14 protein-coding genes are annotated in these 15,347 nt (G+C 62.0%); 6 read left to right on the forward strand and 8 right to left on the reverse strand.

The window, feature by feature from the left end; translation table 11 throughout:
* Window positions 1-10 precede the first annotated feature (10 nt).
* On the forward strand, window positions 11-1,075 hold the full coding sequence (locus GJ699_RS27540; protein ID WP_154382480.1) for an enoyl-CoA hydratase/isomerase family protein: 1,065 nt from the start codon (window positions 11-13) through the stop codon (window positions 1,073-1,075).
* Here GJ699_RS27540 and rapZ read toward each other — a convergent pair whose 3' ends face one another.
* The 3 genes from rapZ to GJ699_RS27555 are packed head-to-tail and all read right to left on the reverse strand — an operon-like array spanning window position 1,076 to window position 3,421.
* Window positions 1,076-1,936 carry an RNase adapter RapZ gene (rapZ, locus tag GJ699_RS27545; protein WP_154382482.1) on the reverse strand — a complete coding sequence of 287 codons (861 nt, stop codon included), beginning with the start codon at window positions 1,934-1,936 and terminating at the stop codon, window positions 1,076-1,078.
* Between the two features lie 25 nt (window positions 1,937-1,961).
* Window positions 1,962-2,897 carry an HPr(Ser) kinase/phosphatase gene (gene hprK / locus GJ699_RS27550; protein WP_154382485.1) on the reverse strand — a complete coding sequence of 312 codons (936 nt, stop codon included), beginning with the start codon at window positions 2,895-2,897 and terminating at the stop codon, window positions 1,962-1,964.
* Window positions 2,898-2,938: 41 nt separating this feature from the next.
* A complete protein-coding gene (locus GJ699_RS27555) occupies window positions 2,939-3,421 on the reverse strand; it encodes a PTS sugar transporter subunit IIA (RefSeq protein ID WP_154382487.1) in 483 nt (160 codons plus the stop codon).
* Between the two features lie 87 nt (window positions 3,422-3,508).
* Here GJ699_RS27555 and GJ699_RS27560 point away from each other — a divergent pair, with 87 nt between their 5' ends.
* Complete coding sequence (locus tag GJ699_RS27560; RefSeq protein WP_154382489.1) at window positions 3,509-3,724, forward strand: hypothetical protein; 216 nt, start codon at window positions 3,509-3,511, stop codon at window positions 3,722-3,724.
* Window positions 3,725-3,738: 14 nt separating this feature from the next.
* On the opposite strand, the gene queF is transcribed toward GJ699_RS27560, so the two are convergent.
* From queF to ilvA, 3 genes are all read right to left on the reverse strand, one after another.
* The gene (queF, locus tag GJ699_RS27565; protein WP_154382491.1) at window positions 3,739-4,572 is read right to left on the reverse strand and encodes an NADPH-dependent 7-cyano-7-deazaguanine reductase QueF; all 834 of its coding nucleotides are present in this window, start codon (window positions 4,570-4,572) and stop codon (window positions 3,739-3,741) included.
* Window positions 4,573-4,630: 58 nt separating this feature from the next.
* On the reverse strand, window positions 4,631-5,281 hold the full coding sequence (locus GJ699_RS27570) for a zinc ribbon domain-containing protein (RefSeq protein WP_154382493.1): 651 nt from the start codon (window positions 5,279-5,281) through the stop codon (window positions 4,631-4,633).
* A 74-nt stretch (window positions 5,282-5,355) separates the two neighbouring features.
* Window positions 5,356-6,891, reverse strand: a complete 1,536-nt coding sequence (ilvA, locus tag GJ699_RS27575; RefSeq protein ID WP_154382495.1) for a threonine ammonia-lyase, biosynthetic — start codon at window positions 6,889-6,891, stop codon at window positions 5,356-5,358.
* Window positions 6,892-7,146: 255 nt separating this feature from the next.
* Here ilvA and GJ699_RS27580 point away from each other — a divergent pair, with 255 nt between their 5' ends.
* From GJ699_RS27580 to GJ699_RS27595, 4 genes are all read left to right on the forward strand, one after another.
* Window positions 7,147-7,638, forward strand: coding sequence for a YqaA family protein (locus tag GJ699_RS27580; RefSeq protein WP_154382497.1), 492 nt, complete (start codon window positions 7,147-7,149; stop codon window positions 7,636-7,638).
* A gap of 223 nt (window positions 7,639-7,861) precedes the next feature.
* Window positions 7,862-11,872 carry a DUF3683 domain-containing protein gene (locus GJ699_RS27585; RefSeq protein WP_154382499.1) on the forward strand — a complete coding sequence of 1,337 codons (4,011 nt, stop codon included), beginning with the start codon at window positions 7,862-7,864 and terminating at the stop codon, window positions 11,870-11,872.
* Between the two features lie 2 nt (window positions 11,873-11,874).
* Window positions 11,875-12,306 carry an HIT family protein gene (locus GJ699_RS27590; RefSeq protein WP_154382501.1) on the forward strand — a complete coding sequence of 144 codons (432 nt, stop codon included), beginning with the start codon at window positions 11,875-11,877 and terminating at the stop codon, window positions 12,304-12,306.
* On the forward strand, window positions 12,303-12,758 hold the full coding sequence (locus tag GJ699_RS27595; protein WP_154382502.1) for a gamma-butyrobetaine hydroxylase family protein: 456 nt from the start codon (window positions 12,303-12,305) through the stop codon (window positions 12,756-12,758). The genes GJ699_RS27590 and GJ699_RS27595 overlap by 4 nt, the downstream gene beginning before the upstream one ends.
* Window positions 12,759-13,297: 539 nt before the next feature.
* Here GJ699_RS27595 and GJ699_RS27600 read toward each other — a convergent pair.
* Window positions 13,298-14,212, reverse strand: coding sequence for a sulfonate ABC transporter substrate-binding protein (locus tag GJ699_RS27600; protein ID WP_154382505.1), 915 nt, complete (start codon window positions 14,210-14,212; stop codon window positions 13,298-13,300).
* An 8-nt stretch (window positions 14,213-14,220) separates the two neighbouring features.
* Entirely contained in the window at window positions 14,221-15,273 is a 1,053-nt protein-coding gene (locus tag GJ699_RS27605; RefSeq protein ID WP_154382507.1) for a LacI family DNA-binding transcriptional regulator, read from the reverse strand.
* Between the last annotated feature and the right edge of the window lie 74 nt (window positions 15,274-15,347).

Raw genomic sequence — 15,347 nt, forward strand, 5'->3', positions numbered from 1 at the left:
AATAGGCCGCATGAGCGCATACATCCACACCAGCATCAGCAACGGTACCGGCCTGATCGTGCTGGACCGTCCCAAGGCCCTGAATTCCCTGTCGCTGGAGATGGTACGCGCGTTGACGCAGACCTTGCACGCCTGGCGCGATGATGCGTCGGTGGCGGCGGTGCTGGTGCGCAGTAGCGCCGAGAAAGCATTTTGTGCTGGCGGCGACATCCGTTTCTTCCACGACATGGGCCGCAGCACGCCGCAGGGTGGTAGCGCGTTGATCGAGGATTTCTTCACTGAAGAATATTCGCTAAATCATTTAGTTCATTTCTATCCCAAACCGTATATCGCGCTGATGGATGGCGTGGTGATGGGCGGCGGCATGGGCATCGCCCAGGGTGGCGTGCGCATCGTCACCGATAAAACCAAGATGGCGATGCCGGAAGTGAATATCGGCCTGTTCCCGGACGTGGGCGGCAGCTATTTTCTGTCGCGCGCGCCGGGTGCATTGGGCTATTACCTTGGCGTTACCGGCACGACGATCAACGCCGCCGACGCGCTGCATGCCGGCCTGGCCGACCACTACGCGCCGTTGGCCGATCGCGCCGCGCTGGAAGCCGTGCTGACGGCAACTCCGGGCGCACAGCTGCGCGACGCTATCGCCGCCTATGCCGCCGCGCATGATGCTGGCGCCAGCGCGTTGGCCGCCGAGCGCAGCGCCATTGACCATCACTTCAGCGCCGGCTCGGTGCCGGCCATCATGGCTTCGTTGCGTGCCGACAGCGGCGATTTCGCGCGCCGCACGCTGGAGCTGCTGGCCACCCGCTCACCGCTGATGATGAGCGTCACCCACGAACTGATCAAGCGCGGCGCCGCGCTGGACGTGGCGGGTTGCCTGCGCATGGAACGCAACGTGGTGCGCCGCAATTTCGAAAACGGCGAAATCCTGGAAGGCGTGCGCGCTTTGGTGATCGACAAGGACAACCAGCCGCGCTGGAATCCCGCCACACTGGAAGCGGTCACGCCTGCGATGGTCGAACGCTTCTTCGAACCAGTCTGGCCCGACTACGCCCACCCGCTCAGGCATCTGTGATTACTGCTCGCGGTGACGCAGGACGACGCGTTCGTTGGCGTTGAAGTAGGCCGCCAGTTTTTCGGCCATGTAGACCGAACGATGCTGGCCGCCGGTGCAGCCCAGCGCCACCGTCAGATAGCTGCGGTTGTCGCTTTTGAAGGACGGCAGCCATTTTTCCACGAACGCGCGGATGTCGTTCAGCATCTCGCCGGCGCTGGGCTGGGCGTCGAGGAAATCGATCACCGGCGCGTCGCGGCCGGTCAGCGGCCGCAGCGTCAGGTCGTAATACGGATTGGGCAGGGCGCGCACGTCGAACACGAAATCGGCGTCCATCGGCACCCCCAGCTTGAAGGCGAACGATTCAAAGAACAGCGTCAGCGGCGCATGCTCGGTCACCACCAGATCCTTGACCCAGCAGCGCAGCTTGTTGGCGCTCAGTTCCGAGGTATCCAGCACATGGCCCAGCTGTTCGATCGTGGACAGTCGCTCGCGCTCTTCCATGATGCATTCGATCAGCGTGCGCCGCGCCGTCGGGTTCTGGCCCGGCCGCAGTTCGTGCGACAGCGGATGGCTACGCCGCGTCTCCGAGAAGCGCGCCACCAGCGAGTGCGTGTTCGCGGTCAGGAACATGACCTTGACGTCGTGCCCTTGTTCGCGCAGCCGCGCCACATCGCCCGGCAATGAGGCCAGCGACGCTGCGCTGCGCGCGTCGACGGCCACCGCCAGGGCTTGCAAGCCTTCGTCGGTGAGGGTCTGGACCAGGCTGGCGAGCAGGGCCGGCGGCAGGTTGTCGACGCAATAGTGTCCCGTGTCTTCCAGGACGTTGAGGGCGACAGATTTGCCGGAGCCGGAGATACCAGTAATGAGTACGATGCGCATAATTCCCGATGATACCATCGGCGCGTCAATCTCCGCTCATGGCTTGTCGTTGGCGCTCCATGAATTCCTGCAATGTGTCGATGCCGCGTAGCTGGAGGATGGTGTTGCGGACGGCGGCTTCCAGCAGCACCGCGATGTTGCGGCCGGCCGCCACCGGGATCACCACCTTGCGGATCGGCAGGCCCAGCACATCCTCGGTCGGGAACTGGAACGGCAGGCGTTCCACTTCCTCATCGGCCGCGCCACGGCGCACCAGATGCACGATCAGTTTCAGCCGCATCTTGCGCCGCACCGCCGTCTCGCCAAAGATGGCCTTGATGTCCAGCAGCCCCAGCCCGCGCACTTCCAGCAGATTCTGCAGCAGCGCCGGGCAACGGCCCTCGATCATATTCGGCGCGATGCGCGAGAACTCCACCGCATCATCCGCCACCAGGCCGTGCGAGCGCGAGATCAGCTCCAGGCCCAGCTCGCTCTTGCCGAGGCCGGAATCGCCGGTGATCAGCACGCCCACGCCCAGCACGTCCATGAACACGCCGTGCATGATGATGCGCTGCGCCAGCTTCTTCGACAGATAGACGCGCAGGAAGTCGATCACCTGCGCCGCCGGCAGCGGGGTCGAGAACAACGGGATATTTTTCTCGTCGCAGATGGCGAGAATGTCTGGCGGCGTCTCCAGCCCCTGCGCGATGATCAGCGCAGGCGGCCCGCCGGCGATCAGCTCGCCAATGACATGGGCGCGCGTCAGCGATTTCAAACGCTGGTAGTAATTGATTTCCTGATGGCCGAACACCTGGATACGTCCGGGGTGGATGGTGTTCAAGTGGCCGACCTGGTCGGCGGCCGAGGCGACGTCGCCCGAGATCTGGCGGTCGCCGCCGGGGAAGCCGGCGAACCAGCCGAGCTGCAAACTTTCGCGATTGTCGTCGTAAAGCCGTTGGATCGTCAGCGGAGTTTGCAGCATGGGGCGTCTTCAGTTTAAATGGGAAACGCCCCTAGTGTAACTCAGCCCGCCGCTTGCAGGGTCGGTTGCCAGTTGATGATGCGGGAGTGCACCGATTTCGGATCGGTGTCGGTGCTGAGCGCGGTGCGGAAAGCGTCGTCGGAGAACATCTCGGCGATCTCGGACAGAATCTCCAGGTGTTGCTGGGTGACGTGATCCGGAATCAGCAGGAAGAACAGCAGGTTGACCGGCTTGCCGTCCGGCGACTCGAACGGAATCGGCTCGGCCAGGCGCACGAACGCCGCCAGCGGCGTCTTCAGGCTCTTCATGCCCTTGATGCGGCCGTGCGGCACGGCGACACCATGGCCCAGACCGGTCGAACCCAGGCGCTCGCGCGCGAACAGATTGTCCGAGACGGTGGAGCGGGCGATGCCGCAGTTGTTTTCGAAGATCAGACCTGCTTGCTCGAAAGCGCGCTTCTTGCTGGAGACTTCCAGATCCAGCTGCACGTTTTCCAGTGAGAGTATTTTGCTAAGGTTGTTCATAGTACGACGTCAAATGTTGCAACGCACAAGGGTGGCATGCGAGCAGAATTATAGGCTGGTTTCTGCGCCGTGTAACATGAAATCGCCATGGCCACTGTTGCAAAGTCGCTGCCGCGCGCGGCAGAAAAATGCTGCCCGGTAATGAATCGCTATTTCCGTGCAGCTTACGTCGAAAACACCGGCATTTGCTTGGAAACCGGGCCGTTTTTCCGTTTTTTTACGCGTTTTCCGGCCGGGCTGGCCGTATGGCGTGAACGTCACGCTGATCCCACATCATACGCCGGTTTTCAGCGTGCTGATTGAGAAAATTATTACGGTTATTGACGTGCGCCACGCAGGTTGGCCGGCTTGTGCGCGGTGCTGAAGTTGCTGCGCCAGGGATTGATGTCCAGCCCGCCACGACGGGTGTAGCGCGCATACACCGCCAGCTGCTGCGGCTGGCACTGGCGCAGGATGTCGACAAAGATGCGCTCCACGCACTGCTCGTGGAATTCATTGTGCTCGCGGAAACCGATCAGGTATTTCAGCAGGCTTTCCTGATCGATCTGCGGGCCGCTGTAATGGATTTGCACGCTGGCCCAGTCCGGCTGGCCGGTGACCAGGCAGTTCGATTTCAGCAGGTGCGACACCAGTTTTTCCTCCACCGGCTCCTCGTCAAAGGCGGCGTTGAGAATTTCGGGCGACGGACTGTAGTGGTCGACCTCGATGTCCAGGCGGTCCAGCAGCAGGCCGTCCAGCTCGCCCATTTCCACCATGCCGAATTCTTCCGGCTGGGTCAGCGTGATGTGGACGTTGCCGCCGGCCGCGGCCGACAGATCCTGCTGCAGCAAGGCTTTCAGCGCGACCACGCTGTCCAGCCGGGTCTGGTTGAACGAGTTCAGGTACAGCTTGAACGACTTCGATTCGATGATGTTGGGCGTATCGGCCGGGAAGGTGATGCGGGCGATCGCCACCTGCGGCTTGCCGCGCTGGTTCAGCCACGAGATTTCATAGGCGTTCCAGATATCGACGCCAAAGAAGGGCAGCGTGCCAGTCAGGCGCAGCTCGTCGCGCTTGCCCAGGCGCGGAATCGGGAACAGCAGCTCCGGCGCGTAATCGGTGCGGTAGGCGGAGGTTTTCCCCAGCGGGGACTGATCGGCGGAATTGGTCATGATGCGTGGGACGGAGATGAAGTAAGCGATATTGTAACGCGGCCACCGTCCGGCCGCGCTAGGGCTGACGGGTGCCGCATTCGGTGCAGAACTTGGTGCCCGGTTCCAGCGCGGTTGAACAACTGGTGCACGCCACCTGCTGCGCCGTCTTGTGGCCGCACTCGGGGCAAAACTTGGCGCCGTGAGTCTCGGTGCGGCACTGCGGGCACACCAGCTGCATCGCTTGCGTGACCTCGCGCTGAGTGCCGCGCGCATAGCCCTCTGCCTGAGCCTGCTCGCGCGCGCCGCTGACTTCGCCTTGAGCGCGGGCCTGGGTGATGGCGACATTGACGTTGGGCGCGCAATTAAAGCAAAGGCCGTTGGCGCTGTCGAAGCAAGGACCGCACACATAGCGATGGCAATCGCCACAACGATTGAAGTGCTGCTTGCCGGCGGCCACGGCGTTGGTGAACGCTTCATCGCGAGCGCTATGCCAGCCGGCCTCGGCCACGCCGTTCAACACACTGCTGGCGCTGCCCAGCAGGCCGCCGAACAGGCTGGCGCCTTTCTGCACCCAGCCCGACGCCTGGCCGCTGCGATAAGGTTCAAAGCGGGTGCGCCAGCGGTCGTTGCAGCGCTGGCAGTAGAACTCGAACTGGAAGCCGGCGTCGACGCCGGACGAATTGCTCAGATCGCTGTAATTGCTGGAAAACTGCATCTCGGTCGACATGGCGCTCCCGTTCCCAATATAATCGTGCAATTATATTAAGTTTCCAGGGGCGCCGTCGTCAACCGTGTGCGACCTCAGCCGAGGAACAGTTTGTACACCGGATTGCTGCTCTCGTCCCAGTAGCGATAGCCTAGCGTGGCGAGGAATTGCGCGAAATCGCTCATCTCCTCCGGCGGCACCTGCAGGCCGATCACGATGCGGCCGACGTCGCCGCCCTGGCTGCGGTAATGGCACAGCGAGATATTCCAGTTTGGCGCCATCGAATCCAGGAAGCGCATCAGCGCGCCCGGACGCTCGGGGAACTCAAAGCGGTACAGCAGCTCATTGCTGGCCAGCGCGCTCTTGCCGCCGACCAGATGGCGCAAGTGGGTTTTGGCCAGCTCATCGTGGGTCAGGTCCAGCGCCTGGAAGCCGTGTTCCTCGAAGCGGCGGGTCAGCGCGCCCGACTCGTTGCGATCCGCGATCTGCACGCCGCAGAACACATGGGCGTCATCCTTGTCCGAGATACGGTAGGTGAACTCGGTGACGTTGCGGCCGCCGACCAGCTGGCACAAACGCTTGAAGCTGCCGCGCTGCTCCGGCAGCGTGACCGCGAACAGCGCCTCGCGCGCCTCGCCCAGCTCGGCGCGCTCGGCCACGAAGCGCAGGCGGTCGAAATTCATATTGGCGCCGCTGGCGATGGTGATCAAGGTTTCGTTGCGGATTGGATCCTTGGTCAGCGCCGCGCGCTCGACGTACGCCTTGGCGCCGGCGATCGACAGCGCGCCCGAGGGTTCCAGAATGCTGCGGGTGTCGCTGAACACATCCTTGATAGCGGCGCTGACGGCATCGGTATCGACCAGAATCACATCGTCCACGTACAGCTGGCACAGGCGGAAGGTTTCCTCGCCGGCCAGACGCACCGCGGTGCCATCGGCGAACAGACCGACATCGGCCAGCGTCACGCGCTCGCCGGCCTTCAGGCTGCGCGCCATCGCATCCGAATCCAGCGACTGCACACCGATGATCTTGATGTCCGGGCGGATCTGCTTAACGTAAGCGGCGATGCCGGCGATCAGACCGCCGCCGCCGATCGGCACAAAGATCGCGTGAATTGGGCCCGAATGCTGGCGCAGGATTTCCATGCCGATGGTGCCCTGGCCGGCGATCACATCCGGATCATCAAACGGATGGACGAAAGTCAGCTTCTGTTCCTTTTCCAGCGTCAGCGCGTGGTTATAGGCATCGGTATACGACTCGCCGTGCAGCACCACCTCGACATCAGCGCCGCCGCGCGCCTTCACCGCCTCCACTTTGACTTGTGGCGTAGTGGTCGGCATCACGATGACGGCGCGGCAGCCCATGCGGGCGGCGGACAGCGCCACGCCCTGAGCGTGATTACCGGCCGAAGCGCAGATCACACCGCGCTTGCGCTGCGCATCGCTGAGATGCGCCATCTTGTTATACGCGCCCCGAATCTTGAAGCTGAACACGCTCTGCATGTCCTCGCGCTTGAAATAAATTCGGTTCTCGAAGCGCTGCGACAAAGTCGGCGCCAGTTCCAGCGGGGTTTCATCAGCCACGTCATAAACGCGGGCGGTCAGTACTTTCTTCAGATAGTCGGTAGTCATGGTCTGCAAACAAGGTGATGTTAACTCCGGGGTCAGGTCCATCATTTCTACACGGCCTCTGCTGTAGCGTTCCGCTACAGCAGAGGCCGTGTAGAAATGATGGACCTGACCCCGTCTGCGATGCTAACTAGCCGGCGGGTGACCGGGTGAAGCAGGGACGCTGGTCCTGGCGGGGTTGTGCTTGGACCGAACTGTTCAATCGTGCGGGATGGGACTCATTATAATGGACTCCTTTAACTTATCTCAAAGAAGCCGATGGTCGAATCTGCAATTAGCTGGCTGCTGGCGCTGCTGGCGGCGCCGGAAGTCGGGCTGACCTCGGTATTCATCGTCAGCCTGATCTCGGCCACGCTGGTGCCGCTGGGCTCGGAACCGGCGGTGTTTGCGGTGATTAAGGCCAATCCGGCCATGTTCTGGAGTGTGATCGGCGTCGCCACGCTTGGCAATACCATCGGCGGCGCCATCGATTACTACATGGGCTGGCAAGCCAAGCAGAGTTTTTCCAAGGAGCGTCAGTCGCGCTGGTTCCATTGGCTGGAGCGCTACGGCGCCAAGACCATGCTGCTGGCCTGGCTGCCCGGCATCGGTGATCCGCTGTGCACGCTGGGCGGCTGGCTGCGCCTGCCATTCTGGCCTAGCCTGGTCTATATGGCGATCGGCAAGTTCCTGCGCTACCTCACCATGACCACGCTGCTGTTGTACGTGCCGGACGGTGTGTGGCACCGGATCGGACAATTGCTGGGCTAATTTGGTGCAAGCTATCCTCTTGCCGCATAAGCTTATGCGTAAATTTCATTCAGCTGGAACCGTAGACGCGGCATATTATTGCTGAATTTTTCGCGACTTTCGAATTTTTGCAGTGTTTTCGGTCTCGAAAGAGTCCCTCGGCGGTCTAAGGCTGTTCCCGCGTGGTGCGCCGCAATAGGCTAAAATGGCCCTCCCGGGTACTGTCTACAGTCTTAAACGCATAATGAACGCCCCTGCACAAATCCAAGCTTTGCTGGCGGAAACGCCCCACGGTCCGGAGGCCACGCGCCTGCGGGAAATTCCTTATAACTATACGTCGTTTTCCGATCGTGAGATCGTGATTCGGCTGCTGGGCGAGGAATCGTGGTCGCTGCTGGATGCGCTGCGCGGCGCGCGTCAGACCGGCCGTTCGGCCCGCATGCTGTACGAGGTGCTGGGCGATATCTGGGCGGTGCGCCGCAATCCCTATCTGCAGGATGACCTGCTGGATAACCCGAAACGCCGCCAGGAATTGATCACCGCGCTGCATCACCGTCTGGCCGAGGTGGACAAGCGCCGCCTCAGCGTCGACGATGCCGAGAACGATGAAGCGTCGCGTCAGCGCAGCGCCAACGTGGTCAAGCTGCTGCGCGCGGCCGGCCAGGCGGTGGCTGACTTCGGCGAGGAATTCAAGCAGGTCTACGATCTGCGCAAGCGCACCTACAAGGTGCTGGGCCGCTACACCGACAAGCACAACATCTGCTTCGACGGCATGAAGCGCATCAGCCACGTGACTGACGCCACCGACTGGCGCGTCGAGTATCCGTTCGTGGTGCTGACTCCGGACAGCGAAGAGGAAATGGCCGGCCTGGTCAAAGGCTGTATCGAACTCGGCCTGACCATCATCCCGCGCGGCGGCGGCACCGGCTACACCGGCGGCGCGATTCCGCTGACGCCGATGTCGGCCGTCATCAACACCGAAAAGCTGCTCAACATCGGCGCGGTGGAAATGAAAGTGCTGCCGGGCCTGGACAAGGAATACGCCACCATCTACACCGGCGCCGGCGTGATCACCAATAAAGTAGCCGAGGCCGCCGAGAAGGCCGGCTTCGTGTTCGCGGTCGATCCGACCTCGGCCCACGCTTCCACCGTCGGCGGCAACATCGCCATGAACGCGGGCGGCAAGAAGGCCGTGCTGTGGGGCACGGCGCTGGACAATCTGGCCTCGTGGCGCATGATCGACCCGCAGGGCGACTGGTTGGAAGTCACCCGTCTCGACCACAATCTGTCGAAGATCCACGATACGCCGCTGGCCCGTTTCAAGCTGGAGTGGACCCATCCAAGCGCCAAGGGTGAAGCCAAGGGCGCGCCGTTCAAGACCGAGATCCTGGAAATCGCCGGCCGCGTGTTCCGCAAGGAAGGCCTGGGCAAGGACGTCACCGACAAATTCCTGGCCGGCTTGCCGGGCATCCAGAAGGAAGGCTGCGACGGCATGATCACGTCGGGCCGCTGGATTCTGCACAAGATGCCGAAGTTCACCCGCACCGTCTGCCTGGAGTTCTTCGGTCAGGCGCGCGATGCGATCCCGTCGATCGTCGAAATCAAGGATTATCTGGACGGCCTGCCAGCCAAGGGCGAAGAATTCTCGACCCTGCGCCTGGCCGGTCTGGAGCACCTGGACGAGCGCTATCTGCGCGCGGTCGGCTACGCCACCAAATCGAAACGCGGCGTGCTGCCGAAGATGGCGCTGTTTGGCGACATCGTCGGCGACGATGAAAACGCGGTGGCGCAAGCCGCCTCGGAAGTGGTGCGTCTGGCCAATACCCGTGTCGGTGAAGGCTTCATCGCCGTCAGCCCGGAAACGCGTAAAAAATTCTGGCTGGACCGCGCCCGCACCGCCGCCATCGCCAAGCACACCAACGCCTTCAAGATCAATGAAGACGTGGTGATTCCGCTCAACCGCATGGGCGAGTACACCGACGGCATCGAGCGCATCAATATCGAGCTGTCGATCAAGAACAAGCTGCAACTGGTCGACGAGCTGCAGGACTTCTTCGCCGCCGGCAATCTGCCGATCGGCAAGAGCGACGATGCCGACGACAGCGTGGGCGATGCCGAGATGCTGGGCGACCGCGCCCAGCAAGCACAAGCGCTGCTGACGCAAGTACACGCGCGCTGGACCTATCTGCTGGCCGAGCTGGACAAACCACTGGCGTCCATCACCAGCGAGCTGGCCTCGCATGGCATGGATCGCCTGCTGCCGGTGTTCGAAGAGCGCCTGAAAACCCAGCCGGACGCCACCTTGTTCGACGTGGTACAGGACCGCACCATCCGCGTCACCTGGAAGCAGGAAATCCGCGCCCAGCTGCGCCAGATCTTCAACGGCGCCGCCTACAAGCTGATCCTGGACGAAGCCACCGCGATCCACAAGCGCGTGCTGCGCGGCCGCGTGTTCGTGGCGCTGCACATGCACGCCGGCGACGGCAACGTGCACACCAACTTGCCGGTCAACTCGGATCACTACGAGATGCTGCAACTGGCGCACCAGGCTGTGGCGCGCATCATGACCTTGGCGCGTTCGCTGAACGGCGTGATCTCGGGCGAGCACGGCATCGGCATCACCAAACTGGAATTCCTGAACGAGGACGAAATCGGCCCGTTCCGTGAATACAAGCTGCGGGTCGATCCGGAAGGCCGCTTCAACAAGGGCAAGCTGCTGAATCTGGAAGGCATGGAAGCCGACCTCAGCAACGCCTATACGCCATCGTTCGGCCTGATGGGCCACGAATCGCTGATCATGCAGCAGAGCGATATCGGCGCCATCGCCAACAGCGTCAAGGACTGCCTGCGCTGCGGCAAGTGCAAGCCGGTGTGCTCGACCCACGTGCCACGCGCCAATCTGCTGTACTCGCCGCGCGACAAGATCCTGGCGACCTCGTCGCTGATCGAAGCCTTCCTGTACGAAGAGCAGACCCGCCGCGGCATTTCGATCAAGCACTGGGAAGAATTTGAAGACGTGGCCGATCACTGCACGGTCTGTCACAAATGCGTCACGCCCTGTCCGGTCAACATCGACTTCGGTGACGTGTCGATGAATATGCGCAATCTGCTGCGCAAGATGGACAAGAAGACCTTCAATCCGGGCAAAGCTGCGGCGATGTTCTACCTGAACGCCACCGATCCGGCCACCATCAACGCCACCCGCGCGGCGATGATTGGTATCGGCTATAAGGCGCAGCGTCTGGGCAATGACATCCTGAAGAAATTCGCCAAGAAGCAAACCAAGGCACCGCCACCAACGGTCGGCAAGCCACCGGTGCGCGAGCAGGTGATTCACTTCATCAACAAGAAAATGCCGGGCAATCTGCCGAAGAAGACGGCGCGCGCGTTGCTGGATATCGAGGACGATAAAGTCATCCCGATCATCCGCAATCCGAAGACCACCAATGCCGATACGGAAGCGGTGTTCTACTTCCCGGGCTGCGGTTCGGAGCGTCTGTTCTCGCAGGTCGGTCTGGCCACCCAGGCGATGCTGTGGGAAGTGGGCGTGCAGACCGTGCTGCCGCCGGGCTATCTGTGCTGCGGTTATCCGCAACGCGGCTCGGGCCAGTACGACAAGGCCGACAAAATGATGACCGATAACCGCGTGCTGTTCCATCGCATGGCGAACACGCTGAACTATCTGGACATCAAGACCGTGCTGGTCTCGTGCGGCACTTGCTACGACCAGTTGGCGACCTACGAGTTCGACAAGATCTTCCCTGGCTGCCGCATCATGGACATCCACGAATATCTGAACGAGAAGGGCGTCAAGCTGGAAGGCGTGACCGGTACGCGCTATATGTACCACGAGCCATGCCACACGCCGATGAAGCTGCAGGAGGCGACCAAAACCGTCAACTCGCTGATTCAAACGCACGACAACGTCAAGATCGAGAAGAACGACCGCTGCTGCGGCGACTCGGGCACCTTGATGGTGGCGCGTCCGGACATCTCGACCCAGGTCCGCTTCCGCAAGGAAGAGGAAGTCATCAAGGGCGCCGACAAGCTGCGTGCCGATGGCTTCGATGGCGAGGTGAAGATCCTGACCAGCTGCCCGGCCTGCCTGGGCGGCGTGTCGCGCTACAGCGAAGATGCCGGCACCACCGCCGATTACATCGTGGTGGAAATCGCCAAGCATTTGCTGGGCGAGAATTGGATGCCGGATTACGTCAAGCGCGCCAACGACGGCGGCATTGAACGCGTGCTGGTGTAAGCATGGCCTGCGATCTGTGCAATCTGCTCGACGCCCCTGGGGCGGCCTTGATCTGGGGCGACGACCGCCTGTCAGTGGTCGCCGTGGATGAGGCCGAGTATCCCGGCTTTACGCGCGTGGTGTGGAATGGCCACGTGAAAGAAATGACCGATTTGCCGGCCGCCGACCGTGTGCGCATCATGGACGTGGTGTGGGCGGTGGAATCGGCCCAGCGCGCGGTGATGGCGCCGGAAAAGGTGAACCTGGCCAGTTTTGGTAATATGACGCCGCACGTGCACTGGCACGTTATCCCGCGTTACCGCGACGATGCACATTTCCCCAACCCGACCTGGGCTGTGGCGCAGCGGGCATCGTCGGCGGAAGTGTTGGCACAGCGTCGCGCGCTGTTGCCGGCGCTGCACGCGGCCATCGTCGAGAAAGTGAAAGCATTATGAGCAAACCTGTCCCTACCGGCCTGACGGTCCACAACAAATCCCGCCTGCTGGATATCGAGTTCAACGACGGCGCGTCGTTTTCGATTCCGTTCGAGCTGCTGCGCGTGTATTCGCCGTCGGCGGAGGTGATGGGACATGGTCCGGGGCAGGAGGTACTGCAGGTGGGCAAGCGCGAAGTGGGCATCGCCGGCATTGAGCCGGTGGGCAACTACGCGGTGCAGCCGACTTTCTCTGACGGCCACAACACCGGCATCTTCACTTGGGACTATCTGTACAAGCTGGGCAGCGAAAAAGCGCTGCTGTGGGACGGTTACATGCACCGTCTGCACGAAGCCGGCTTTGAAGGCGACACCGGCCGCGAAAGCGGCGCCACGCTGTCGTTCGCGCCGGTCGACCAGCAAGGCGGCGGCGGCGGTGGTTGTGGCAGCGGCAGCTGCGGCTGCAAGTCCTAATCCGTTAAGTGTGCCCTTAGTGAATATAGTATTCGCGCCCTTGCCACGGGCGGCAACTGGCGCAGTACCTCGACTTTGAACTTGCGAGGGCGGTCAGCATCAGGCGGCATTGGCTTGATCTTCATATTGTCGTAAATGTGCTTGAATGGTGAGTGGGCTAGCCGCTGATCTATCTCTCGCTCTTCGCGGATGAATGTTTCATGCAGCTCGTCCAGTTCAGCTTTGGTGGCGGCGTCCAGCACCGGTATTTCGATGGCGCGGCGTGGCTTTTAGACCGCCACCTGAAACTAAGAGTTCCGCGATATTTCTAGTCTTTTCGTTCGCAGGGCAGCGTGCGAGATCATTGATTATGCGTAGGCGTTGCAGCGCCCTTAATGGGTCGCCGCCTTCTATCTCATCGCTAACGTATTTCGAAACAAACACGCTGGCGGGATCGCAGCGGGTGTGCCACCAGAGCTGCGGCAGCTGGCGGCCTCGCTGGCTGATAGGGCAGCGTAGGCCGCTCAGCCGGCGAGGCGTTTAGCTGTGTCAAACGTGCTTCACTTCGGCTGCCATGGCCACACGCTGCCGGCAATGCTGACCGGCTTCGGTATCAGCTTCTGCTGGTAGAACAGATCCGCCACCCGCTGCTGGTTGGCGACAATCTCCGGCGTCACCGGGGTCGCGCCAAAGCGCGAGCGGCCCATCCAGGTTGCCACGATATCGGCCGGCACGCCGGTCTGCTGCGTCAGCAGCGTGCTGACTTCCTTCTGATGCTCGTTGGCCCATTTGCCGGTCAGCTTGACCTGCTCCAGCAAGGACGACACCAACTGCGGCGACTTCTGCGCAAACGTGCGCGAGGCGAGGTAAAAGCCATTCGCCAGCGGCAGCCCGGTATAGTCGCTCAACACGCGCGCCTGATACGCCTTCTGCGCCGACGCCAGATACGGATCCCACACCACCCACGCATCAATCCCGCCGCTGACAAACGCCGCCCGCGCATCGGACGGCGACAGGTAGATCGGCGTGATATCGCTGAACTTCAACCCCGCCTTCTGCAAGGCGGAAGCCAGCAGGAAGTGCGAGCCCGAACCCTTCTGGAACGCCACCCGCTTGCCCTTCAAATCCGCTACCGCGTGCAGCTTCGACTCCTTGGGCACGATGATGGCCTCACTGTTGACCGGCGCCGGCTCTGCGCCGACATACAGCAGATCGACTCCACCGGCCTGCGCAAACACCGGTGGCGGTGCCCCCGTGCTGCCGAAATCGATGCTGCCGGCGTTAAGCGCCTCCAGCATCTGCGGCCCGGCCGGGAATTCGATCCACTTGATCTGATAGCCCGGCAGCGCCTTCTCGGCCGTGCCCTGCGTCTTCATCATGCTGAGCAAACCGGCGCTTTTCTGAAAGCCGATCCTGATCTCCGCCGCCTGCACCAGCAGCGGAAGCGCCAACAATAAACCTATCCATTTCTTCATACGTATCCTTATGCGCTCTCGCGCTCTATCAATTCGCAGGCCAGCAAATTCAGATGCAAATTCTGGCCGGAGGAGGGCAGTACACCCAGTTGTTCCAGTATGCGCAGCGCGGCGATCTCGCCAATCTCGCGTCCCGGCGGACGGATGGTGGTGAGGCTGGGCAGCAGCAGCGGCGAGAACGCGTAATCGCCAAAGCCCACCATCGCGCACTGTTTCGGTATCTTCAAACCGGCGCGCTGGCCCGCCAGCAGACCGCCGGCCGCCAGATTGTCGTTGGCGAAGATGATCGCCTCCACCGCCTTGCTGCGCTTGGGCGGCGACAGGGCCAGCGCTTCCACCGCCTGGCGGCCGGCGTCAAATGGCGTCTCAGCTGTCGGCACGTAGATGATCGGCTCCAGCCCATGCTCGCGCATCACCGCCTCGTAGCCGTCGCTGCGATCCACCGCACTGAGGTCACCGGCCACGCTGTTCTGCACGAAGGCGATGCGGCGATAACCCTTGCCATATAAGTAGCGCGCCGCCTGCTCGCCCACCGCGTTGTTCGAATAGCCGACTTGAATCGGCTTGCGTTTGGGCTGATAGTCCCAGGTCTCCACGATCGGAATACCGGCCTCGGACAACAGCTTCTCAGTGGCGCGATTGTGAAAGCGCCCCACCACCGCCAGCGCTGCCGGCTTCCAGCCCAGGAAAGCACGCACCGCGCTTTCCTCCTGCTTGGCGGAGAAGTAGCTGGACGCCAGCAGCAGCTGATAGCCATGACGGTTCAGTGTATCGCTAAAGCTCTGGATGGTATTGGCGAAAATCGGGCCGGAAATATTCGGGATCACCATGCCGACCACGCGTCCATGCGCGGAGGCGAGGCCGCTGGCGGCCAGATTCGGCACATAACCCAGTTCCTTCACCGCTGCCGCAATCCGCGCGCTGCGGCTGGCCCCCACCCGTCCCGGTTCGCTGAAATAACGCGACACCGTAATCGACCCGACTTCCGCCAGACGCGCCACGTCGTGAATCGTGGCGCGGCCCGATCCCCTGCGTTTTCTTGGTGCTGCTGATTCACTCATGGGCGCATATTCCGAAAAAACATAACGATGATTTTTTTAATTCTTTGACTTCAAACCGCCCCGCCGCGACACTA

It is taken from the genome of Duganella guangzhouensis, assembly GCF_009674535.1.
GTDB classification, from domain to species: Bacteria; Pseudomonadota; Gammaproteobacteria; order Burkholderiales; family Burkholderiaceae_D; genus Rugamonas; species Rugamonas guangzhouensis.

Bases quoted from the DNA above. Each gene is read 5' to 3' on its own strand.
- GJ699_RS27540 (WP_154382480.1), top strand. From the start codon at position 11: ATGAGCGCATACATCCACACCAGCATCAGCAACGGTACCGGCCTGATC.
- rapZ (WP_154382482.1), bottom strand. From the start codon at position 1,936: ATGCGCATCGTACTCATTACTGGTATCTCCGGCTCCGGCAAATCTGTC.
- hprK (WP_154382485.1), bottom strand. From the start codon at position 2,897: ATGCTGCAAACTCCGCTGACGATCCAACGGCTTTACGACGACAATCGC.
- GJ699_RS27555 (WP_154382487.1), bottom strand. From the start codon at position 3,421: ATGAACAACCTTAGCAAAATACTCTCACTGGAAAACGTGCAGCTGGAT.
- GJ699_RS27560 (WP_154382489.1), top strand. From the start codon at position 3,509: ATGGCCACTGTTGCAAAGTCGCTGCCGCGCGCGGCAGAAAAATGCTGC.
- queF (WP_154382491.1), bottom strand. From the start codon at position 4,572: ATGACCAATTCCGCCGATCAGTCCCCGCTGGGGAAAACCTCCGCCTAC.
- GJ699_RS27570 (WP_154382493.1), bottom strand. From the start codon at position 5,281: ATGTCGACCGAGATGCAGTTTTCCAGCAATTACAGCGATCTGAGCAAT.
- ilvA (WP_154382495.1), bottom strand. From the start codon at position 6,891: ATGACTACCGACTATCTGAAGAAAGTACTGACCGCCCGCGTTTATGAC.
- GJ699_RS27580 (WP_154382497.1), top strand. From the start codon at position 7,147: ATGGTCGAATCTGCAATTAGCTGGCTGCTGGCGCTGCTGGCGGCGCCG.
- GJ699_RS27585 (WP_154382499.1), top strand. From the start codon at position 7,862: ATGAACGCCCCTGCACAAATCCAAGCTTTGCTGGCGGAAACGCCCCAC.
- GJ699_RS27590 (WP_154382501.1), top strand. From the start codon at position 11,875: ATGGCCTGCGATCTGTGCAATCTGCTCGACGCCCCTGGGGCGGCCTTG.
- GJ699_RS27595 (WP_154382502.1), top strand. From the start codon at position 12,303: ATGAGCAAACCTGTCCCTACCGGCCTGACGGTCCACAACAAATCCCGC.
- GJ699_RS27600 (WP_154382505.1), bottom strand. From the start codon at position 14,212: ATGAAGAAATGGATAGGTTTATTGTTGGCGCTTCCGCTGCTGGTGCAG.
- GJ699_RS27605 (WP_154382507.1), bottom strand. From the start codon at position 15,273: ATGAGTGAATCAGCAGCACCAAGAAAACGCAGGGGATCGGGCCGCGCC.